Source organism: Streptomyces sp. NPDC111744 (assembly GCF_055634995.1).
In genome coordinates this window covers 36,786-58,725 of sequence record NZ_JBVKCG010000020.1, presented here as the reverse complement: position 1 = coordinate 58,725, position 21,940 = coordinate 36,786, and the positions used below count along the sequence as shown (strand labels likewise).

Sequence of the window (21,940 nt, the reverse complement as noted above, 5' to 3'; positions counted from 1 at the left end):
CAGGGCACCCGCCTGGCCAGGAGCCTCTGGCAGAGACGATGGCACAGGATCACGACGCCGCTCCTGACCGTTGGGGGCGAGTTGTCCGGCGGTGCCGTCACGGGGCGGCGGATCCGTGCATATGAAGGACAGTGAGATACCTGCATGACAGGTGTCGAAGTGAACGTGCGACACGTTGACAGTTCATCAACTCCTCAATATCGTTGACCGGTCAAGTGCTAGTCCTGTCGGCATTGGGCTCTTGGCGATTCTCGCTGAGCGATCGGGACTCGACTCACATGGGCTGCCGGTCCACTTGTGAGAGCGGACTGGTCTCGTCGCAACTGCACCGCCACCACCCTCCGTCACCCTGACGCACCCTCATGCATGCCGGGTACACGGTCGGAACGCCCCTGGAGAAACTCCGCATGAACCGCAAGACTCTGGCGCTGTCAGCCGTGGCCGGCCTGCTCACCCCGGCGCTCGCCGGGTGCGGTGGAGCCGACACCGGAAGCAAGGGCGGCGCCATTGTCGTCGCCACCACCGACCAGTTCACCGCCACCCAGGACGCCCCGGCGCCACTTGACCCCGCCTACACGTATGACACCAGCGCCTGGAACCTCCTGCGTCCGACGGTGCAGACCCTGACGATCCAGCCCAAGGGCGACGGCGATCCGGTGCCGGAGGCCGCGCAGAGCTGCTCCTTCAACAAGTACGGCGACCCCAGCACCGCGAAGGCCAAGGCCCTGCTCACGCAGGCCGGCATCACGGCCCCGGTGAAGCTGACGCTGCACTACACGACCGACCACTACGGTTCGGCGACCAAGCAGGAGTTCGAGACCCTGCGCAAGCAGCTCAACGACAGTGGTCTCTTCGACGTCACCATCCAGGGCCACCCCTGGGCGACCTTCCGCCCCGCCGAACAGCAGGGGGCGTACGACGTCTGGGGCATGGGCTGGTTCCCGGACTTCCCGGATGCCGACAACTTCGTCGCGCCCTTCCTCGACAAGCACAACTTCCTCGGTTTGCCCTACTCGAACACGAGGATCCAGAGCACGCTGATCCCGGAGTCCCGGCGTGAGGCCGACCGCTTCAACGCCAGCAAGCCCCTGGACGAGGATCCAGGACACCGTCGCCGAGGACATCCCCGTCCTGCCGCTGTGGCAGGGCAAGGAGTACATCGCGGCCCGGGACGACATCACGGGCGTCGCGTACGCCATCAACTCCTCCTCGGTGCTCCAGGTGTGGGAGCTGGGCCGCGGTGTGTCGGACGGCTGAGACGGACACCCGGGACCCGGGGAGATCGGGAAGCGCGCCCTGCCCCTGAGGCCGGTGGTGGGCCTCCCCCGCACGTCAGGGGCGAGCGGTGAGGTTTCCCATGCGCGGCGCGACGGGCCCCGCTCTCGTTTCCCTGCGTCCCGGGTGTTCCTGTCATGGGCGGCGACGACATCCCGCCGTCACGGCGACGAATCCGGCGGCCTCGCCGAGAAGATACCCGCTGCCCTCTCATCCCGGAACGGAAGCAGCATGGACATCACCACAGAGTCCCGCGGCAGCGGGCTGTATTTCGTCCAGCGGATCGGCATGCAGCAGTGGGCCGACGAAAACGGGAGCTGGCAGGCCCACGGCGTGCGGCTCGACCTCATGGACGGCCCGCGACGGCTCACTCGGTGCAAGCTGGCGGTACCGCCTCGGCTGGCCGAGGACTGGTCCCGCATGGCGGCGCAGGAGCTTGAGCCGTGGGCGCGAGCGCTACGCGAGCTGGCGGCTGTGATCGACGTCCGCAGCCGGCTGGCCCAGCTGGTTCCCGTGGTGGTCGGGGCTGCGGAGGCCGAGGAGAACGAGTGGGAACCCCGCAGCTACGGCAGTGGCGACACGCCTGGCGCGGCGCACTGGCGGGGCGAACTCGCGTCGCGGCACCGTGCTCTGCTGGCCGCGGCTCCCGAGGTGACGGCCCATCCGATCAGTCCTGCCTGGGAGCAGCCGGCCCCGCTGCCGGCCGGCGGGGTGGGTACGGCGCAGACGATGGCGCGCGAGCTTCTCAGCGCCTGGGCCGGGATCCGTGACCTCCGCGGCCCGCTGATCAACTGGGCGGTGCGGGAGGCCGGGATGACACGCACCGATGTGCACGACATCACCTCAGTGGACCTAGGAACCATCAACCGGCTGCTGCAGAAGCGTTCTGTGCAGGACGCTTAGCACCGGCTGGGTGCCCGGCCGTCGCGTCGCCGCGGGTCAGGCGATCGCCGCAGGGATGTCGTCCGGGTTCGCCGGTGACTGTGGCGCAACCGGGGCCGCCGGCGCGGCGATTCCGCGTATCTCGCTCAGCAGCGAGGTTATCGCGGCCATGATCTCTTCCGTGGCCTCCCGCCACACCTCCGGACCCGGCTCCCTGCCGGCGAAGCGTGACAGGTCCACGGGAGGTCCCACCAGCACCTGATGGATTCTACGGGGAAAGACCCTGCCCATCTTTCCGTACGGTGGCAGCAGAAGGTTCGCGCCCCACTGTGCCACGGGTATCACCGGGCACCCGGTCTCCAGCGCGACCCGTGCGATGCCGGTCTTACCGCTCATCGGCCACATGTCAGGGTCACGGGTGAGTGTGCCCTCCGGGTAGAAGACCACGCCCTCGCCCGCCCGGACGGCGGTCGCCGCCGCTTCCAGCGCCGCCAGCGCTCCCGCCCCGCCGCGGGCGACGGGGATGTGCTTCATGGCGTGCAGGAGCCGGCCGAACGTCCCCCTGAACAGCGTCTGTTTCGCGAAGAAGCGCGGTGGGCGTCCGGTGGTGTACTGAAAGTAACCGTAGGCCAACGGATCGACATAGGAATTGTGGTTGACCGCCGCGATGAACCCACCGTCCGCGGGAATGTGCCGTGCACCCGCCCAGTCCCGTCTGAACAGCACCCACACGATGGGCCGCGCGATCGAGGCCATGGTCCGGTAGGTGATTCCGATCTTGCGGCGCGGCATACGTTTCCTCGCATGAGACATGTTCAGGAGCACGGTAGATTTGTATATCATCCGCTGATGAACTGAAACTCGGATATGTATCCTTTGGTGCGGGTCGGTGCATATCCGCCATGCATCGAATGCCCCTGACCGGGAAGTGGAGTGACGCCCGTGCGTCCTGCAATCGTCCGGCACGGCACATCTCTTCCCGTATCTCCTGTGCCGCACCGCGGATGACTGTCTTCGTTGGAGAATCCATGACCACCAAGCATTCCCTTTCGACGTGGCTCACACCGATGGAACCCATGCCGCGCCTGGCGGTCGCGCTCGGCCTGAACGGTGACGAACTCTGGGTCAAGCGGGACGATCTGACCGGCCTCGGCGGAGGGGGGAACAAGGTACGCAAGCTGGAATGGACGGTCGGCGACGCCCTCGCCGCCGGAGCGGACACACTGGTCACGACAGGTGCGGCGCAGAGCAATCACGCCCGTCTGACGGCGGCTGCCGGTGCCCGTCTGGGCATGAAAGTCGTTCTGGTATTTCCCGGGACGGCGGACAGCGCGGCGGAGGGCTCCGGAAACCTGGTGCTCGACAGCCTCTTCGGCGCGAGCGTCTTCTGGTCGGGGGAGACGGACCCCGGGACCATGGGCGCCGTCGCCGAGGAGGTGTGTGCACAACTCCGTGAGCGCGGTGCGCGTCCCTATGTGATTCCCTTCGGCGGATCGAGTGCGCTGGCCGCGCGAGGATATGTCGAGTCAGGCGATGAAATCAGCATGCAGCTGCCCGGTGTGGAGCATGTCGTCGTGGCGCTCGGCTCCGGCGGCACCATGGCCGGGCTCATCGGCGCCCTCGGTGAGGACCGCGTGCTCGGTGTCGACTGTGGGGCGGTGGCCGAACCGGCCGATGTCGTCGCCGCGCTCTCCAGCGAGCTCACCGGTCGTGACGTCACGGCCGCATCGCTGCGCATCCGCCTCGACCAGGTCGGCCCCGGGTACGGAGTACTGCACGAGCCCGTCATGGAAGCAATGAACGCGACCGCGCGAGCGGAGGGCATCGTCCTGGATCCCACGTACAGCGGGCGGGCCATGGCGGGCCTGATGGCCGCGGTGCGCGACGGCGACATCCGTCCGAACCAGCGCACCGTGTTCCTCCACACGGGCGGGCTTCCCGGTCTCTTCGGGCACACGCAGACGGTGCGGCGCAGCGTGGCCGCACTGGACTCGGTCACCTTCGGCTGATCTCCACGGACAACCGAACCCGGTCCCGCGGTACTTGGGCCGCCCGCATCCGGTGCGGCAGGACGAGCTGACCGCCGCCGTGGTGGCCACCGCCGTGCGGTGCCATCGGCTGGGAGGGCCCCGATCCCGTCGGCGTCGCCGGTGTCTGCTTCGCGGCCGCCCCCTGAATCCATCGGTCGCCGAGCCGGCCGGGATGACCGCGTCGCCGTGGACGGGGGTGGACCGTCCGGGTCCCGGGTGGCCCCGCGGCCCGAAGTCACATGGCCGGGCGGGCCGTGGACGGCCCACAGCTCCTCACGGATTCTTCCGAGTGTCACGTGTCACAGATGCGAACCCACGTACCCGGAGGTTCCGTTTCGCGAGATGGAGGCCGATGACCTGCACGTGACCGAGGAGAAGCACGATGACCGCGACCGCCCAGAGCAGCACGCCGACCGTTGACGCCGGCGTTCTGATACCCGTGGCTGTTCATATCGACGACCTGGACCAGATGGGTCTGCTCCACAACAGCCGCTACCAGGTACTGGTCGAGCGGGCCTGGGTCGCGTTCTGGCGGGATCAGGGGCTGATCCGTGCGAGTGGCCTCACAGATGACGCCTTCAACGTCGTCAAGGCCTTCACCATCACCTACGACCTGCCGATCATGGCCTTCGGTGAATACGCCGTGCACCTGTGGACGGAACGGATGGGCAGGACCTCGGCCACCGTTCACTACCGCGTGTGCTCGACCGACGGTGAGACGACGTACGCACACGGCAGCCGTACCGTCGTCCGTGTCGACAGCACCACGCTGTCTCCGACGCCCTGGTCCGACAAGGTACGGGAGATCGCCCGGACCATCCGGCGGCCGCACACCGCCTGAACTCCGTGCCATGGCACGGAGTTCAGGCGGTACCGCGCGGGTGTCGGCGGTGTGGTGGGCCACACCGCCGACAGAGCCTTCCGCGCTGCTCTTCGTGCTACTTGCGCTTCAGGGTGAAGTTGCTGGTGACCGTCGCTCCCTTCTGGATCTTCACCGTCGCCACGGTCGGCTGGTAGCCGTCCTTCGCGACGATGACGGTCAGCGGATTGTTACGGGTGTCGAGCCACAGCGCGTACGTGCCGTCGGCGCCCGTGGTGAGTGTGTAGGCGGAGGCCCAGCTGTCGATCTGCACGGTCGCCCCGGCCAGCGGCGCGGTGCCGCCGGAGGCGGTGGCACCCAGGACGGTGCCGGTGATCTTGCCCCAGGTCTTGGGCGGTTTGACGTGCAGCGTGACCGGGACGCGCGGTACGGAGTACGGCGTGTCGGTGCCCACGGTCAGGGCCGCGTTCAGGGCACCGGGCTGGGTCACCCCGGGTACCGAGGCGTCCAGGGAGACGGTGACCGTCGTGCCGGCGCCGGGCTGGAGGGTGAACTGCTGAGTGCTCTCGTTCAGCCAGGAGACGTCGCCCGACCCGGTCTGGTCGTAGCCGGGCAGCAGTTCGACCTTCGAGGTCGGGGTGGAGGGGGCGACGCCCCCGCCGACCTTGAAGAAGCCGGGTGCGCCACCGCCGCGGTAGGTCGGGACGCTGGGGTTCGGCAGCGCGCTCCAGGTGCCGGCCTTCGGGTCGAAGGCCTGGCTGCGGTTGCTGAGGGCGCTGTTGGCGACGCCGCCGGCCAGCAGCAGCTTGCCGTTGGCCGCGGTGTAGGCCGAACCCCACTGCGCGGCAGGCATGTCCGCGAGCTGGGACCAGGTGTCGGTGTTCGGGTCGTAGACGTAGGTGTGGGAGACGTCGTTGTTGCTCGCGCCGAGGCCTCCGGCGCAGTAGAGCAGGTCGTCGACGGTGCCGCAGGCCTGCCAGGAGATCGGCTCTGGGTAGGCGGCGATCGCGGACCAGGTGTCGCTCTGGGGGTCGTAGACGCTGGCGTCCCTGGTGCCGCAGGAGCTGGCGCCGCAGCCGCCGATCATGTAGAGCTTGCCGCCCAGGACGGCGCTGCCGGAGCCTGCGTACGGCTTGGGCGCGGGCGTGCCGGTGGTCCAGCTGTCCGCGTTGGGGTCGTAGATCTCCAGCTTCGGGTCCGGGTTGCCGCTGGTTCCCCAGCCGCCGACGGCGTAGAACTTGCCGTCGATGAAGCCGTGCGCGGGGTCCTCGCGGGTGTCGGAGGCGCTCGCCAGCTTCGTCCAGCTGCCGGCGACCGGGTCGAGGACGTACATGTCCTTGCTGTCGCTGGTTCCGGTGAATCCGAAGGCCGAGTAGACCTTGCCGCCCTGTGTGCCGACGGCGTTGTCCATGAGGGCGCCGGGGAAGTCCGGTGCGGCCTGCCAGGCGTCGTCGGCGGGGACGGCCGCGGGCTTGGCGGTGTTCTTCGCCGCGTGGGCCTTGCTCGACAGAGCGGTGTAGTCGCCCTTGACGGTGCGCAGCGGGGCGCCCTTGCCCTGCTGCGTGAAGCCGCCGGACTGTTCGCCGATCTGGACCGTGGCCGGTGCGCCGCCGGTGTTCTTGACGGTCAGCTTCTGTGACTTGGAGCCGCCCCAGGCGACGGTGGCGTCGACCGCGGCGGGGGTGACGGTGATCTGGCCGGCCTTGAGTTCGAAGTTGGCGGCGACGGTGCTGTCGGCGCCGACCTTCACCGCCTTGGTCAGCGCGGTGTACTTGGATTTGGCGGCGGTGAAGGAGTGGCTGCCGAAAGTGGTCGAGAACAGGGAGTAGAAGCCGTCGGGGAGGTTGGGGTCGTCCGGCGTGGCGACGGTGGTGACCTGCTCGGCCGGCTTGTCCTGGCTGGTGACGGTGGCGCCGACCACGCCGGTGGCGGTGTTGGCGTCGGTCACGTTGCCGACGACGAGGGCGCCGGGGGCGGTCGTGACGTCGCGGTTGCCGATGAAGACGTTGTCGACGGACCACCACCAGCCGAAGTGCGCGGTGAAGTGGAACCGCAGCCGTACCGCGGATCTGCCCGCGAAGTCGGCGAGGGGGACGGTGATGCGCTGGCCCGGGAAGATGGAGGATCCCGCGGCCCAGACCTTGGTCCAGGTCTTGCCGTCGTCGGAGGTGGCGTCGACTTCGGCGGTCTGGTTGGTGAACTGCTGGTACTGGGTGTTGAAGGCCAGTTCCGGGTTGTCCATGCCGGTGAAGTCGTAGACCGGGCTGATCAGCGAGGTGTCCTGGGACGCCTCGCCGCCGAAGTGATCGCTGTCGGCGACGGCGAACCCTCCGTCACCGCCGGTGCCGTTCCCGCGGTTGGAGGGGTCGTCGAACTCCCAGCCGCCGGTGGTGCCGTCGGCGTTGACCACGCTCCAGCCGGCCGGCGGGGCGTCGGTGGCGTCGAAGGGCTCGGTGCTGCCGCTCTCGTGGACCTGGTATCCGGGTGTACTCGTCGCCCACGAGTCGACGGGGACCGAGAAGCCAACGGTCTGTGCGGAGTCACCGACGGTGATCTTCTTGGTGACGGGCTGGTAGCCGGTGGTGGTCGTCGCGACGTGCAGGGTGTAGGTGTGGCCCTCGGGCAGGTCGAGGCTGTAGGAGCCGGTGGCCGGGTCGGTCCACACGGACCCGGGCACGCCGTCCGCGGTGATCTTGGCGTAGAGCGGCCAGCCGTGGCCGGAGCCGTCGACGACCTTGCCGGCGACGGTCTGGCTGGGCACCGGGTCGAGGGAGAAGCTCTTGGTCAAAGTGGCGCCGTCGTCGACGACGACTCCGCTCGCGGAGCCGCTGGCGTAGCCGAACGCCTCGACGCTGACGTCGTACGTGCCGGTGGGCACGGTCAGGGAGTACGCGCCGGAGGAGTCGGTGTGGGCGGTGTTGGTTCCCGCGCTGATCGTCGCTCCGGCGACGGCCTTGCCGGTGGCGCTGTCGGTCACGGTGCCGGAGATCACGCCGTGCGGGCCGCTGCGGAACGCGGAGAGGCCGGCCGGGGTGCCGAGGCCGGTGGGGCCGTCGTAGCCGTCGGTGCCGTTGCACAGGTACGACGGGGTGCAGCTGCCGTTGCTGCCGGTGGTGATGTCGTTGATCCCGCCGCCCGCCGTGTACGGGTAGGAGTTCGGGTAGGTGCCGGCGACGGGGGTGCCGGCGGCGGCGTACACGGACGCGATGAGGGGTGCGGAGACGCTGGTGCCGCCGTAAACGGCCCAGCCGCCGTTGCCGTAGGTCTGGTAGACCGCCACGTCCTCGGCGACGGCGGAGACGTCGGCGAGTGCGCGGTGGTCGCAGCCGCTGTCGTGCTGGAAGGCGGGCTTGGGCTCGTACTGGGAGCAGCCCGAACCGGCGAGGTTCCAGGCGGATTCGGTCCAGCCGCGCGGGGTGGAGGCGTCACGGGTCAGGGTGGTGCCGCCGACCGAGGTGACGTACTGGGAGGCCGCCGGGTAGCCGACGCCGTAGGCGTAGTCGCCGGTGGACGCGGTGATCGCGACGCCGGGGTGGTTGTAGTGGGCGTCCAGCGTCGTGGTCTCGGAGGGGTCCTCGCCCTCCCCGCCGCGGTAGTCGGTGCCGTAGGAGTTGGAGACGAACTTCGCACCGAGCGCGACCGCTTCGTCGACCGCGGCCGACAGGCTCTCGAAGCTGTTGTCGTCCGCCTCGACGAGCAGGATGTGCGCGTTGGGGGCGGCCGCGGAGACCATGTCGACGTCGAGCGAGATCTCGCCGGCCCAGCCGGGGTCGGGGGCCGGGTAGTCGGTCCCGCCGCGCTGGTCGACCTTGTGGAAGCAGCCGTTGTCCGTGGTGCAGGCCGGCAGCCCGTACTGCTGGCGGTAGACGGCCAGGTCGGCCTCGACGTTGGGGTCGTCGAAGGCGTCCACGATGGCGACGGTCTGCCCGCTGCCGCCGTCGGCAGGCAGGTTGTAGGCGCTCTGGAGGTCCGTGGCGCCGTAGCCGTTGGGGGTGTCGGCCGCGCGCATCAGGCCCTTGACGGGTTTCACGTCGGTGCGGCGCAGGGCGAAGCAGGAGAAGTGGCTGCGTTCGGGGACGTCGCAGGCGGGCTCCAGGAGCGGATGCGCGCTCGTGGCGTCCGCGGAGGCGGAGGAGGTCGCGGGGGCGGCGGCCGACGCCGGTGCCTGGAGGCCGAGCAGCGCCATGGCGGTGGCGCCGAGGACGGCCAGGCCGGTGGATATCGGTCGTCTGGGACGGAACTTGGTTCTCGCTGGTGTGCGCAACGTGTGACTCCCATGCGTTTTGTGCAGGGGTCGACCCGTACACGGCTCTCGGGCGACGGTGAACTTCTGGTGTGTTCACCGGGGGCCAATTAGCGGGTTGTGTATTTCCCGTGTCAATCAGTTGCCTTCCGTGACCACGGTGACTGAGCGTCAGAACTGAGGCGACGACAGGGTGTCCTCGGTCCGCGATTGACAGGTGTTCCGTATGGAATGAGGGATTCTGTGCGTTCGCTGAGCGGACGCGATGCCGTGGGTGAGGGCCCGTGCGCACCGGGATGTGTCAGGGGCGTGAACACGACACGGCGGCAAACCGCCACTCCTCCGCGTCGACCGGCCCTGGTCCTGGCTGGATCTCTCTGCTGGTCAGCATGTCTGCGCCGAACGATGCCGGGCTCCGCCCCCGGCTGGAGTCGTTCCTGCCGCACAGCGCGCACCGGCCCGGGCGACGGTGCCGCCGGGGAAGGCTCCCGCCGCGTCCGTCGTACCGCCCGAGGCGGGGCGAACATGTGCGGAAACCAGCTCGGGGTGTGTCGTGGTCGGGCTCGCTGGTGACGGCGTCCGTTGCCGAGCCCGACGAGGCCGAGGACACCGCCGTCCTGCCCCGCGTGCTCCGCGTCACCGGCTCCTGGCACGGCCACAGCGACGATGTGCGCGAACTACCCTATGACTGAGCCTACTTGAGCCATCCAGGAGGCCGGTCGTCCGCGGCTCGACCGGACCCGCGGCCCGGTTCAGGGACTGATAGGTGCGCGCCCCCGGCTCGCTGCCAGGGGACCGCCCGCCCGCTCCTGATCCGGCTGCCACCAGCCACGGCCGGCGGCGAGCACCCCCGCCTGGAACCTGCTTGTCGCGCCCAGCCGGCCGAGCAGCGCCTGCACCCGGCGCTGCACGGTGCGGTGGCCGACTCCCAGCTGGCGGGAGATGGCCTCGTCCGACATACCCATGGCCAGCAGGGAGACGATCCGCCGCTCCTCGTCGCTGACGAACTCGTTCGGACCGATCGGCACGGGTCTTCCGGGCATGTAGGGCTGGGCCTGCTCCCACAGCGACTCGAAGAGGGTGGACAGCGCGTCCAGCAGGGCGGAGGGCCGGACGAGGATGCACGCGTCCAGAACCTGAGGAGTGGCCAGCAGCGGGATCAGCGCCGCCTGGTCGTCCGCGATGATCAGTTTCATCGGGGCCTCGGGCAGGAACCGGACCTCCTCGCCCGCGGTGATGTCCACCTCCAGCCGTGCCACCGCACCCGGCATGCTGAGGGTGTGACGTGCGTGGATGAAGCGGCTCCGGACGTCGCGTCCGGCCACGGCGGTGGCGGAGCTGACCCGTTCGCCGTCCGTCGCCTGGGCATAGGGAGGCGCGTCGATGCCGCGGATCTCCCGCTCGGCGCGTTTGAACAACTGCTGCCCGCAGCGCGCGACCCCGTCGCGGCCGGTGACCACCTCGATCAGCGCGGTCGAGTCGCGGCTGCGCCGGGCCTCGCGATGCCGTTCCGTCAACTGTCCGGTCAGCGCGCGCACCTTGTGGAGGTCACGCTCGCGGGCGAGCAGGAGCACCTCCAGGGCGTGCTCGGGCGGCAGGGCGGTGTACAGGGGCGGGCTCCCGGTCAGCCGCGATATCAGGCCGCCGTCCTCCAGTCGGACCAGGGCGGCGACCGCGGCATCGGGCTCGATGCCGGTGCGGCGGCACAACTCCCCGACGACCATGGGCGGGTTGTCGACCAGGATGATGTACAGCGCCTCGGCAGGCTGGTCCAGCCCGAGAACTTCCAGCATGGTCACCTCCGACCACAACCTAGCCTGTGACAGGCCCATGATCGTATGTGAGGTTCCCCCGCTGTGCGGGTGTGGCTGACGATCGTTGATTCCGGTCACCTTTCGGCCAAAGGCGGCCCCAGGACGAGCACCGCAATGCGACACGGCGGAGGTCACGAGGCCTGGATCAGCCGGCGGGAATCGTCCGCCGCTGGCCGGCCGCGCCGGTGCAGTCCTGCAGGGTGAGGTTCGTGCCGTACAGGCACCGGTCCGATCGAGGGTTGCGCAGCTCTCCGTTCGGACCGTGGACCCACACCCGCTACCGGCCGCAGTGGTCACCGAGAAGAGATGCATGTGACGAGTCGAGTGAACACATGCGTGGTCGAGATCCACCCGGATGCGGCCGGGCCGCACGGGTCACAGGGCGCCGACCGAGCCGGCCCCGAAGGCGTGCGGCGGCCCGGCCGCGCAGCGCTGAGCACGTCCGACGAGCCCCTACCCCCGGTGGGCTTCCAGCAGGCGCAGCCAGACCTCGCTGATGGTGGGGAAGGCGGGTACGGCATGCCAGAGCCGGTCGACGGGCACTTCGCTGACGATGACAACGGTTGCCGAGTAGAGGAGTTCGGCGATGCCGGGCCCCACGAAGGTGGCCCCGACGACGACGCCTCGGTCCAGGTCGATCACCAGGCGCGCCCTGCCCTGGTACCCCTCGGCGTACTGGAACGCACCGGCCACGCTGCCGAAGTCGTTGTCCACCACTTTGGTGCGCAAGCCGGCATGTTCGGCCTCGCGCGCGGTCAGCCCGACGGACGCGACCTCCGGGTCGGTGAAGACCACCTGAGGCAGTGCCGCACTGTCGGCGGTCGCGGTGTGCTTTCCCCAGCGGCCGGTGTCGACCGGCTCCCCGTTCGCACGGGCCGCGATGACCGGACCTGCGATGCGTGCCTGGTACTTGCCCTGATGAGTCATCAGAGCTCGATGATTGACGTCGCCGACCGCGTAGAGCCAGCCGTCCTCGATGGCGGTGACCTGGAACGTGTCGTCGACGGTCAGCCACTCGCCCGGAGTGAGGCCGACGGTTTCCAGACCGATGTCACCGGTCCGGGGTGTCCTGCCGGTCGCGAACAGGATGTCGTCCGCCTCCAGCCGCCCTCCGTCGGACAGCACGACATGCACGTCGCCGTCAGGGCCGCTCGGCCGGGTGACGGAGTTGACGGAAACACCGAATCGCAGGTCGACACCGGCCTCGCGCAGGGAGTCCGCGACCAGTTCGCCGGCGAAGGGTTCCATCCGCGCCAGCAGCCCCTCGCCACGCACCAGCATGGTCACCTCGGACCCGAGAGCACGCCAGGCGGTCGCCATTTCGACGGCCACCACGCCTCCGCCGACCACGACGAGACGGGCGGGTACCGTGTCGGCGCCGGTCGCCTCCCGGTTGGTCCAGTGGCGCACGGTGTCCAGGTGGGGAAGGTCCGGCAACGCCGTGTCGGTGCCGGTGCAGACGGCCACGGCGACGCGGGCGTCGAGGCGGACCGTCTGCCCGTCGGGGGTGCTCACCACGACGCGGCGTGGTCCGTCGAGTCGTCCGTGGCCCCGTACGAGGTCGACCGCCACGGATTCCAGCCATTCCACCTGGTCCTCGTCATGCCAGTGGTTGACCATGTCGTCGCGGTGCGCGAGGACGGCGGCCACATCAAGGGGACCGTCGACCGCGTGCCGCAGTCCCGGCACGCGTCGGGCGTCCGCGCGTGCCAGTACCGGCCTCAGCAGTGCCTTGCTCGGCTCGCATGCCCAGAAGGAGCACTCACCGCCGAGCAGTTCCCTTTCCACGATGACCGTGCTCAGTCCCGCGGCACGGGTCCTGTCCGCGACGTTCTCGCCGACGGGACCTGCCCCGAGCACGACGACGTCGTAGGTGCGGGCGGTGTCGCTCATGGCTGTTCCTCTGTCTTTCTGGCCGCGTGATCGGTGGCGCCGCCGGGGTGTGCAATGGGACCGCTGTGAAGACTCGCGCTTGAACGATAGGCACAAGGCCGTGGCCGACAACTGAGGCGCGCGAGGCGGTCGGGAGCGTCGGCGCAACGCCGGCCGGCTCGGGACTCGCCGCCGTGGCAGGACCCAGGGGCGGCACGCGCCGTGCTGCGAAGCAGTCGACATGTGCCATGGTTTGCTCTCACACCCGGCGGCCGCGCCGCTGCACAGCTGCGCCGCCGTCTGCTCCTGTGTCACCACGGGCCTGGACACGAATGTTCGACATTGCGTACTCCTTCAGAAGTGAGAAGACAGGTACGGCTAGCAGACATCGCTAGGTACAGGTGTGCCGTACGAGCGGACTTCCGTGGACACCGGTTGCGCTCGGAGAGGCTCAACTGATCTGCACTGTAATCCAGTTGGGAAGAGGGCAGCGAGGTCTGAAAGTCCCTCAGTTTGAAGTACGTGTGCACAGAACGGCTGGTCACATCCTTGGTGGCGTACACCTGAGGGAGGGTCCTGCCGGGTTCGGCGCGCTCGGGGCGTCTCGTGGGCCCTGGCGGGGCCGGCTGCTTCCCGGGGCGCGCAGGCGACCGCCCGCTGCGTAGGGGTGCGGTGCCCGGTCAGGCGGCTTTGACGATGGTGTCGGCGCCTTCGAGTGCGGCTGCCTCGTCGGCATGCAGGTGGCCGGCCTGCTGACCGACCGCCTCGGCGCCCGCGTCGTGGTGCCCGCCGGCGCGGTGCTGTGCGGCGCGGCCCGAGACCTCCTTCGCTGGCGGAGCGGCAGGCGTGAGCGGCAGGCGTGAGCGGCAGGCGTGAGCGGCAGGGTGCCGCTTGGTCCAGCAGCCCGCTCAGGACGTGGACCACTTCTGGTTGTCGCTCCCGGCGCAGGACCACAGCTGGAGCCGGGTGCCGTTCGCCGTGCCCTGGTCGCGTACGTCGGCGCACTTGTCCGCGAGGCGGCTGACCAGATCGTGGCTCGTGTTGAGCGTGAACCGCTGTGCGGGGCTGCCGTCGCAGGGGGCCAGTTCGAGGTCGGTCCCGTCGGCCGTCGAGCCGTCGGCGAGTTGTACGCACATGCCGAGTCCGCGCATGGTGCCGTTCGCCGGGAAATCCCAGTGCTGCGACGCGTCGGCCGACGAACAGTCCCAGATCATCAGTCGTGCACCTGATACGGCCTTGCCGCCCACCACGTCGATGCAGCGGTGCGAGGCATGGCTGAACACGCTCACCCCTGGTGCCGGCGGCTGGCGAGTAGTGGTTGATCGCACCGGGGAGGATTCGGCGGCTGTCGGGTGCCCGCCGGGTGCCGTCGGCTTGCCGCTCGGCGTGCTGCCGGTTGTGCTGTCCGGCGACGAGCTGGGCTTCGTGGGCTTCTTGCCGTGCTTCCCGGCCGTGTTGCCGGTGGATCCCGCCGAGGGCTGCGGCAATTGTCCGAGCCCGTCGGCGCCGTCAATGCCGTGGTCCTGGGAACCGACCGCCGTCGACGTGCCGTCGCGGTGCTCGTCATGGTGGCGTCCGGTCACGGTCAGGGTGATCAGGACACTTACGGCGGCCAGCAGCCCGACGACGCCGACGACGGACAGGGCGCCACGCGACCCCGCTCGCCGGACGCTGCCGCTGGGACGGTGTTCGGCCGGTCGGATCGTGACGGTGGGGCCCGCGTCGGCGGAGGTGGCCGTGTTGTCCCTGCTCCCGAGACCGCCCGGGCCCGTGTCGGGAGCGAAAACGCCGGTGTCCGCCCCCGTCGGCGCCGACGCCGGTGAAGGGGCACGGCCGATTCCCCCTCGCGACCCGAGCGACGAGAACTGGGTGAGACGCGGCACGGTGACGCCCGTACGGGACCCGGTGTCATCCGGCGCGTCCTGCTGTACCGCGGCGGGTGAGTTGTCGTTCCCGCCCGGTGCGGACGGAGGGCTGCCGGGTTTGGCGCCGCCCGGGATCCTCACGGGCAGACCGCTGGCCGGTTTGGGCGGGCGTGGCGGGTTCATGATTCCTTTCCGGCGGACGAGTCCGTAGGAGGTGTTGCCCTTCCTCGCTGCCGTGCACCTCACTGCGGTGGGAGGGGCCCCCGTGTGGTTCACGTAGACATCGTGCTGCAAGGTTCACCGGATGCGGTCGCGGCGCCTCTCACGTGCTTTCGCCGACGCGTCCGCCCCGAAGGTGAGGCCGCTACCGGCTCCCTCGGGGCCGGGCCGTGTCTCCGCACGATGACATCGACACCTGACGTGCCAAGTACCCCGGTGATGACAGGAATTGACGCGTCGTGAAACATGGGCCCGTGCGACTGCGGTTGCAGTCGGTCAGGGCTCGTCATGCTCACACATGGCAAGCCGCATACCCATCGAGTGGATCGAGTGTGTGTGAGACGTCATACATGGATACGGACGGGAACGGCGTCGCGCGGGCGTCGGTGGGCTGCCGCGGCCGCGGCGGTCACCGCGCTGGTGTGCTCGGCGGTCGCGAACACGGCCCCGTCGTCGGCGGCCCCGGTGCTGGACGCCTCCGGCCCGTCCCAGCCCCCTGTCACCCGGCCGACGGGGAAGGCGAGCTCCGGTGAGAGCGTCGCCCGGCTGCACCAGGAGGTGATCGCCGGAACGCTGCTCGACCACCACGGGACACGCGACGTCTGCCCTCGGTGTCACGCCAAGGTCGTCACCGAGGACGCCGACGGGAAGACGCTGCTGCGGTCCGCTGCCCCGGCCGGTTACGGCCCGGCCGACCTGCAGGCGGCCTACGGGCTGCCCGCCGTCTCCCGCAGCACTCGCACGATCGCCATCATCGACGCGGGTGTCTATCCGACGCTGGAGCAGGACCTGGCCGTCTACCGCAGCACGTTCGGGCTGCCGGCGTGCACCACGGCCTCCGGCTGCCTCACGCTGATGAACTACGACGGCGGCAAGCAGCCGGCCCCCCAGAGCGGGACCCAGGGCAGCTATCTGGAGGAGCAGGTCGCGCTCGAAACGGCCCTCGACCTCGACATGGCCTCGGCCGCCTGCCCCTCCTGCCGTCTCCTTGAGGTCTCCATCCCCTGGCAGGACGCGCAGGACGACAACGACGTGTCCACCGCGGACTTCGCCCGAGCGGTGAACACCGCCGTGGACGCGGGTGCGTCGGCGGTCAGTCTGAGCTACGGCTACAGCGCCGACGTCCAGAACACGCACGGTTTCCGCCGCAGCGCCCTCGACCACAAGGGTGTGGCCATCACCGCGTCCACGGGCGACGCGGGTTTCAACAGCGGCGTTCACCAGCTGTGGCCGTCCGCCCTGCCGTCCGTGATCAGCGTGGGCGGTGTGACGCTGCCCGCCGACACGGAGCAGCCCAGTGCGTGGTGGGCCGCGGGAAGCGGCTGTGAACAGGCATTTCCCGCCGCCGCCGGTCAGCCGTCCGCGGCCACGTCCGCCTGCGGCGGTCGCCGGGCGGCCTCCGACATCGCCGCGGACGCCGATCCCGCCACCGGTGTGGCCGTGTACGACACCTACGCACCCAGCAGCGACGACCCCTACAACTGGGTCGTGGCCGGCGGCACCAGCGCGTCAGCGCCCTACGTGGCCGGGCTGTTCGCCCGCGCGGGACACCTCTCGGCGGTCGACGGACCCCGCAGTCTCTACCGGGCGCCGAAGAGCGACTTCACGGACATCACGAGCGGCAACAACGAGGTCTACCACCAGTGCGCTTCCTACCCCGACATCAGCTCGGCCCTGTGCACCGCGGGACCGGGCTGGGACGGACCCACCGGTCTCGGCGTCCCGCACGGACTGGGCGCCTTCTGACCAGGCGGGTCCCCCGGGGGCATGCCAGCTCGGCCATTCCTACATCATGAGGAGGTACCCCATGCGTCTCAATTCCCGTGCGGTGGCTGTCGGGGCAGTGGTCGCCGCGACGTTGCTGAGCGGCACGGCGGTGGCGAACGCCACGATGGGCGACAGCGCGAAAGCCGTCACCACCGGCCTGCGGCAGGCGCCGGCGAAGGCGGCGACACCGCGTCCGTGCACCATGGACGACGTCTCGTTCTACTTCGGTGGCTACACCGCCGGTCTGAGCCGACGCAGTTTCGACGTGACGCTGCTCGCCCATGACGGCGTCGTCTGCACGCTCAAGGACACGCCGCTGATCACGGTCAAGGGCGCCGTCGACGAGGACAAGCCGGTCCCGGTCAGTGTGAACGGCCGGGGCGGCACCCTCGTGCTCAGGCCCGACTCCCCGCTGCACACGACCGCGGTCTACAACGTCTCCGACGCCACCGAGCACACCCTCAAGGTGAGCTCCATGACGCTGGCCATGCCCGACCACACCAGCCGCAGCACGTATTTCTACGCGCCGGGTGACACCGAGATCTACCAGGCGGGCGTCACGTTCAGCTCCTGGAGCACCGGGATCGGACTGGGGCAGGGCGAGGAGTCCTACTGAGCCCTCGCTGATCCCGTACGCGGCCACCTCTCGTTTCGCGGCGGACCGGATCGGTGAAGTGCGCCCCGGCATCGGTGCCGGGGCGCAGAGCGGTGGCCTTCATGACATCGCCACCGCTCGGCTGCTCAGCCGATCGTGTCGGTCAGACCGACGGACAGCTAGGTCTGCCGGCGCTGGTCCTTCTCGCTGTGCCACGGTTCGAGGAGTTCGAGGAGGGTGCTGGTCTTCGGGTCGATGATGACCTTGGTGGTGCCGACGCCTCCGTGGTAGGCGAGTGCCGTGCCGGTGCGCCCGGTGCTGTCCTTGACGGTGCCGACGACGCTCACGCCCTTCAGACGGGCCAGTGTCCTGAACAGGCCGCTGCGCAGCCGCGGACTCGCGGGGGCGTCGGCGAGGAGGGTGCCGGCCTGCACGAAGCCGAGCGTTCCCGCGTCCTCGTCCTCGTCCGCGGAGGCCTTGGTCGTGGTCTCGATCTGCCGCAGCAGCAGCGCCGGGTGCGTGTCCAGGTGGTCCAGACCGTTCCAGTCGTAGGTCCTCGACCCGAGCCTCCAGCCGGGAAAGTGCCCCTTGCGGACGTTCTTGCCGGCGACGACGTAGGTGGCGTCCATGGACCGCGAGATGTACCCGTCCATGTTCCTGCCGTGGATCCTCCAGTACGTTCCCGAGCCGGCCGACCGGGTGGCGGCGACGTCGGCGATGTCGTTCAGGAAAGCCGACGCGGACTGCGCCTGCGTCCCGTGCCCGGGGCTTGCCCCCACGTTCGCGCCTGTCACCGTGACACCGGCCGCGACCGCGGCCAGCGCCAGGACGGACAGGACTCGACGGCGTCGAAGGAGCGGCCGCACCACGGTGTCCTTGCGCGCCTCGTCCCGCCCTGTCCGGTCCGCGTCCTCCCGCACGGCCTCCTCGACCGCTGCCAGCGCCCGGGTCAGCGCCTGCGCCGACGGCGGCTCGACCCGGCCCGCCGCACACAGTGCCCCGGCACCGGGGAAGTCCATCAGCGCCTGCCGCTCGGTCATGCCCGCCTCCTCCACGTCGTACGTCCTCATGCCATCTCTCCCGTCAGGGCCACGCCCCGTCCCGCCGGACGGGCGGGCGCGAGCCGTTCGCGCAGCCGGGCCCGGGCCCGGTGCAGCCGCGAGCGGGCCGTGCCCGACGGGATGCCCACGGCGGCAGCCGCCTCCGCCGGCGTCAGCTGCTCCCAGCCGACCAGGAGCAGCACCTCCCGCTCCACGTCGGGCCGTTCGGCCAGCGCGCAGCGCAGCGCGGGGGCCGGCGCCGCCGCGTCCAGCCTTCGGTCCACCGCCTGCCACGGATCCGTGACCTGCTCGCCCGGCGGGAGCTGCGCCCGTACCGTCCGCCGTACATGGCCGGCCAGGACGTTGCGGGCCACCCCGAACAGCCAGCGTCGTGCGGATCCGCGGGAGGGGTCGAACGTGCGCCGGCCGGCGAACGCCTGCAGTCAGGCCTCGGCCAGCAGATCGTCTGCGGCGCCGGGCATCCGCCGCGCGAAGTAGCCGTGCAGGGCCGCCGAGTACTCCTCGACCAGGGGCGTGAAGGCCGCCGGGTCGTCGGCGGACATGGACAGCCTGGTGTCACTGTCCTGAGCGCCGGACGCGTCGTGCTCCGATTCCACGGAATCTCCGTCTCCGACCGTCCCACGACGGTCTCACCCCGTACTTGTCACATCGCGCCGCTCGCGTTCGCCACCGGTCTGCGGTTCAGGACCGTCCCGCTGTCCGCAACGCCCGTGCGGGGACGGTTCGTTGTCGTGGCAGGGACTTGAGTGATCTTCGTGACATCGATGTCACTTGACGTGGACCGTCCGGGTCAATGTAATTGTCGTGGCAAGTGTCTTGTTTGTGGTTTCCCTGTGCGAAGCGTTCTGGGGGGCCTTTGAGGTGATTTTGAAAATACGCGGAAGCCGCAACCGTGTGTGAACGGCCCGACGCAGCCGTCCCCTCTCCCGTGATGCGTGCCCTTCACTTTCCCGCCGACAAGAGGTGACGATGCATAAGGATGTCCTCTTCACGGGCTCAGTCGACCCGGTACGTCCTTTACTACGTGATTTGGAAACTTCAGAGATCTCTCCGACGCGTGACTACGTCCTGGACGAACTTCCTGCAGACCTCGCGGCTGTGGCGCAGGAGCGCATGACCCTCGCGGATCTCGCGGACAAACAGAGCAGGGTGTTGGAGCAAGCGCTCCCCGGGATTTCGCTGCTCGATGACTTGGCCGCCGCGCGCGTGGCGCAACTCGATCTGCTCTTCATGCTCGCGGGGTTCTCCGCCTTCGGGGTCCCTGGGTCCGAAACCGCTCCCCGTCTGCTCACCGACACCGTATCCGGCCAGTGCGCGAGGTTCCCCGAGCTGGATCCGCACATGAGCTACGAACTCCTGGTGGACGTCAACAGCGAGGAGTGGGAGCGCCACGGGCGCATGCGGGTGTTCTCGGAAGGCGAGACCGGGCGTCTGGAGCGCGACTTCTACCTGGGGCACTATCTCGCGGAGCCCAAGGTGCATGCGGCCTACCGGCGGATCTGCGCTCTCCTTCTGGAGCCCGATCTCGCTGAACCGGCCGTCCTCCTGGACGGAGCACACCGGCAGCTCGACGAATTCCGTCTCCTCATGGCGCAGTACGGCAAGCTCTCGAAGGATTCTTTCAACTCCTTCCGCCGGTACCACATGGGTCACCCGGGAGGGCCGCGAGGAGCGAGTGGCGCCTTCATGCCCAGCGTCCAGTTGCTCGAACTGGTCCTTTTGCCGCCGACCGAGGAGTACGGCGTCTACCTCGACCAGTCCATGCCGTACTTCCCGGTCTGGGCACGGCCGCTGATAGCCGAGTGGCGTAAGAGGTCCGGGGACGGGCTCAACGTGACGCAGGCGGTTCTCGACGGTTCCCTGAAGCTCGAGCAGGAAGCCGCCGACGCCCTGCTCCGCGTGATCGACAAGTTCACCGATTTCCGCATGATTCATCTCGGGGTGACCAAGAAGGTGATCCCGGATGCCTTCACCGGCGGGGACGGACTGACCAGAAAAGAAATAGCCGTTCAGGGAGAGGAGCGGAACATTATGGGTGGTGAAAACCCTGGCACTTCAGGCTTCGACGTCCGCAATGTACTCACCAATTCGGTCTACCGTCTCCTCACCGTGCGTCAGGAGATCCAAGCCTTCCACGACATGACGGACTGAGCCGGGAGACCACATGAAGAATCCTCGCGCAGTCGTTGTCGATGCCTTCAACACCTCCTCCGGATTCACGGACGCATTCGGGGCGGTCGGTGCCGACGTGGTACAGGTGCAGAGCACCCCGGAACTCCTGCCCGGAGTCACCCCCGTGGACCCGTCGCGGTTCAGTCACACCCTGGTGCATGACGGAGACATCGACGCCCTCACCGACCGGGTGGCTTCCTTGCGGCCCGACGCCGTGCTGCCCGGGCGTGAGTCCGGCGTGGAGCTCGCCGACGTTCTCTCCGACAGGCTGGGTCTTCGGTCGAACGGAACAAAGCTCAGTCCGGCGCGCCGCGACAAATACCTGCAGATCGAGCGCGTCCGGGCACAAGGTGTCCCCGCGGCGCGGCAGATCCGGACCGGAGACGAGGCGGAGCTGCGCGCGTGGCACGAGGACATCGGCGGCACCGTGGTGGTCAAGCCGCTGCGCGGTGGTTGGGGTGAGGGCGTGCGGTTCTGCGACTCACCGGCTGATTCGGCCGCCGCCCTGACATCGCTGTTGCACCAGGTCACCACGCTCGGCGAACAGATCGACAGTGTGGTGGCACAGGAGTACCTGGTCGGCGCGGAATACATCGTCAACACGGTCAGCTGCGACGGCGTCCACCATGTCACCGATGTCTGGAGCACCGACCGGATCACGGCCAACGGTGTGCGGGATCTGGTCGTCACCCAGGTGCTGATGCGCTCGGACGACCACTTGCTCCATGAGCTGGTTCCCCATGCCCGCCAGGTTCTCGACGCGTTGGGCATCCGGCACGGTCCGGCACACGTGGAGATCAAACTGACGCCGGACGGCCCGCGTCTCGTCGAGGTCAACGCCCGGATGTCGGGGCTTCCCTACTACGTGGCGGATGCCATCGGCGAGGGCCAGCTGGAGTGGTCCGTCGACGCGTATCTCAGGCCGGAACGCTTCCACGAACGAGCCGGGGAACCGTACACGCGCCGGAGCGCGTTCGCCTGGGCGGCACTCGTCTCACCCGTCTCGGGCCGCCTGGTGCGATATCGCGCACTGGACGAGATCGGACGGCTGGAGAGCTTCCGGGACATGACGGTTGTCGTCCGGCCGGGAGAACGCATCGTGCCGACCACATGGGACCTGGGATACCCGGCGACCCTGACCTTCAGCCACGCCGAGGAAGCGATCATGCGACGCGACCTGAACACGCTCCGCTTCCTGGACGGGGAGGCGATGTACGAGGTGGAGCCGGACTGACAGGAGCCTGGACCGCACGCCGGATCACGGCCCTGCTTGCGTGTTCCGAACTGGTTGACGCCGGCCTCGGCCGCGCAGGCCGAGGTCATGG

Annotated in this window: 17 protein-coding genes and 1 pseudogene; 10 read left to right on the top strand and 8 right to left on the bottom strand. The window is 69.3% G+C overall.

Features of this window, described 5'->3' with window-relative positions; genetic code table 11:
* The first annotated feature begins 407 nt into the window (after window positions 1-407).
* Window positions 408-1,257 (top strand): annotated as a pseudogene (locus tag ACZ7OO_RS33500) (ABC transporter substrate-binding protein).
* A gap of 249 nt (window positions 1,258-1,506) precedes the next feature.
* Complete coding sequence (locus tag ACZ7OO_RS33495; protein WP_471510628.1) at window positions 1,507-2,178, top strand: hypothetical protein; 672 nt, start codon at window positions 1,507-1,509, stop codon at window positions 2,176-2,178.
* A 36-nt stretch (window positions 2,179-2,214) separates the two neighbouring features.
* On the opposite strand, the gene ACZ7OO_RS33490 is transcribed toward ACZ7OO_RS33495, so the two are convergent.
* A complete protein-coding gene (locus tag ACZ7OO_RS33490) occupies window positions 2,215-2,949 on the bottom strand; it encodes a lysophospholipid acyltransferase family protein (protein ID WP_471510626.1) in 735 nt (244 codons plus the stop codon).
* A 236-nt stretch (window positions 2,950-3,185) separates the two neighbouring features.
* Between ACZ7OO_RS33490 and ACZ7OO_RS33485 the strand changes: the two genes are divergently transcribed.
* The gene (locus tag ACZ7OO_RS33485) at window positions 3,186-4,166 is read left to right on the top strand and encodes a D-cysteine desulfhydrase family protein (RefSeq protein ID WP_471510624.1); all 981 of its coding nucleotides are present in this window, start codon (window positions 3,186-3,188) and stop codon (window positions 4,164-4,166) included.
* A 403-nt stretch (window positions 4,167-4,569) separates the two neighbouring features.
* A complete protein-coding gene (locus tag ACZ7OO_RS33480) occupies window positions 4,570-5,028 on the top strand; it encodes an acyl-CoA thioesterase (RefSeq protein WP_471510622.1) in 459 nt (152 codons plus the stop codon).
* Window positions 5,029-5,125: 97 nt separating this feature from the next.
* On the opposite strand, the gene ACZ7OO_RS33475 is transcribed toward ACZ7OO_RS33480, so the two are convergent.
* Window positions 5,126-9,193 carry a carboxypeptidase regulatory-like domain-containing protein gene (locus tag ACZ7OO_RS33475; RefSeq protein ID WP_471510778.1) on the bottom strand — a complete coding sequence of 1,356 codons (4,068 nt, stop codon included), beginning with the start codon at window positions 9,191-9,193 and terminating at the stop codon, window positions 5,126-5,128.
* Between the two features lie 626 nt (window positions 9,194-9,819).
* On the opposite strand from ACZ7OO_RS33475, the gene ACZ7OO_RS33470 reads away from it, so the two are divergent.
* Window positions 9,820-9,942 carry a hypothetical protein gene (locus ACZ7OO_RS33470; protein ID WP_471510620.1) on the top strand — a complete coding sequence of 41 codons (123 nt, stop codon included), beginning with the start codon at window positions 9,820-9,822 and terminating at the stop codon, window positions 9,940-9,942.
* A gap of 60 nt (window positions 9,943-10,002) precedes the next feature.
* On the opposite strand, the gene ACZ7OO_RS33465 is transcribed toward ACZ7OO_RS33470, so the two are convergent.
* Both ACZ7OO_RS33465 and ACZ7OO_RS33460 read right to left on the bottom strand, forming a co-directional pair.
* Entirely contained in the window at window positions 10,003-11,043 is a 1,041-nt protein-coding gene (locus tag ACZ7OO_RS33465) for a helix-turn-helix domain-containing protein (RefSeq protein WP_471510618.1), read from the bottom strand.
* A 474-nt stretch (window positions 11,044-11,517) separates the two neighbouring features.
* Window positions 11,518-12,957, bottom strand: coding sequence for a dihydrolipoyl dehydrogenase family protein (locus tag ACZ7OO_RS33460; RefSeq protein WP_471510616.1), 1,440 nt, complete (start codon window positions 12,955-12,957; stop codon window positions 11,518-11,520).
* A 713-nt stretch (window positions 12,958-13,670) separates the two neighbouring features.
* Here ACZ7OO_RS33460 and ACZ7OO_RS33455 point away from each other — a divergent pair.
* A complete protein-coding gene (locus ACZ7OO_RS33455; RefSeq protein ID WP_471510614.1) occupies window positions 13,671-13,799 on the top strand; it encodes a hypothetical protein in 129 nt (42 codons plus the stop codon).
* 45 nt (window positions 13,800-13,844) lie between these two features.
* Here the strand turns inward: ACZ7OO_RS33455 and ACZ7OO_RS33450 are convergent, their stop codons facing one another.
* The gene (locus ACZ7OO_RS33450) at window positions 13,845-14,984 is read right to left on the bottom strand and encodes a ricin-type beta-trefoil lectin domain protein (RefSeq protein ID WP_471510612.1); all 1,140 of its coding nucleotides are present in this window, start codon (window positions 14,982-14,984) and stop codon (window positions 13,845-13,847) included.
* 372 nt (window positions 14,985-15,356) lie between these two features.
* Between ACZ7OO_RS33450 and ACZ7OO_RS33445 the strand changes: the two genes are divergently transcribed.
* Both ACZ7OO_RS33445 and ACZ7OO_RS33440 read left to right on the top strand, forming a co-directional pair.
* Window positions 15,357-16,766, top strand: coding sequence for a S8 family serine peptidase (locus ACZ7OO_RS33445; RefSeq protein ID WP_471510610.1), 1,410 nt, complete (start codon window positions 15,357-15,359; stop codon window positions 16,764-16,766).
* A 61-nt stretch (window positions 16,767-16,827) separates the two neighbouring features.
* On the top strand, window positions 16,828-17,403 hold the full coding sequence (locus tag ACZ7OO_RS33440) for a hypothetical protein (protein ID WP_471510608.1): 576 nt from the start codon (window positions 16,828-16,830) through the stop codon (window positions 17,401-17,403).
* Between the two features lie 158 nt (window positions 17,404-17,561).
* Here the strand turns inward: ACZ7OO_RS33440 and ACZ7OO_RS33435 are convergent, their stop codons facing one another.
* The 3 genes from ACZ7OO_RS33435 to ACZ7OO_RS33425 are packed head-to-tail and all read right to left on the bottom strand — an operon-like array spanning window position 17,562 to window position 19,039.
* Entirely contained in the window at window positions 17,562-18,452 is an 891-nt protein-coding gene (locus tag ACZ7OO_RS33435) for a hypothetical protein (protein ID WP_471510606.1), read from the bottom strand.
* Entirely contained in the window at window positions 18,449-18,865 is a 417-nt protein-coding gene (locus tag ACZ7OO_RS33430) for an RNA polymerase sigma factor (RefSeq protein ID WP_471510777.1), read from the bottom strand. Before ACZ7OO_RS33430 ends, ACZ7OO_RS33435 begins: the two co-directional genes overlap by 4 nt.
* Window positions 18,866-19,039 (bottom strand): hypothetical protein, encoded by a 174-nt coding sequence (locus ACZ7OO_RS33425; protein WP_471510604.1) that lies wholly within the window; start codon window positions 19,037-19,039, stop codon window positions 18,866-18,868.
* A 373-nt stretch (window positions 19,040-19,412) separates the two neighbouring features.
* Here ACZ7OO_RS33425 and ACZ7OO_RS33420 point away from each other — a divergent pair, with 373 nt between their 5' ends.
* A complete protein-coding gene (locus tag ACZ7OO_RS33420) occupies window positions 19,413-20,594 on the top strand; it encodes a hypothetical protein (RefSeq protein ID WP_471510602.1) in 1,182 nt (393 codons plus the stop codon).
* A gap of 13 nt (window positions 20,595-20,607) precedes the next feature.
* On the top strand, window positions 20,608-21,849 hold the full coding sequence (locus ACZ7OO_RS33415) for an ATP-grasp domain-containing protein (protein ID WP_471510600.1): 1,242 nt from the start codon (window positions 20,608-20,610) through the stop codon (window positions 21,847-21,849).
* Window positions 21,850-21,940: the final 91 nt, after the last annotated feature.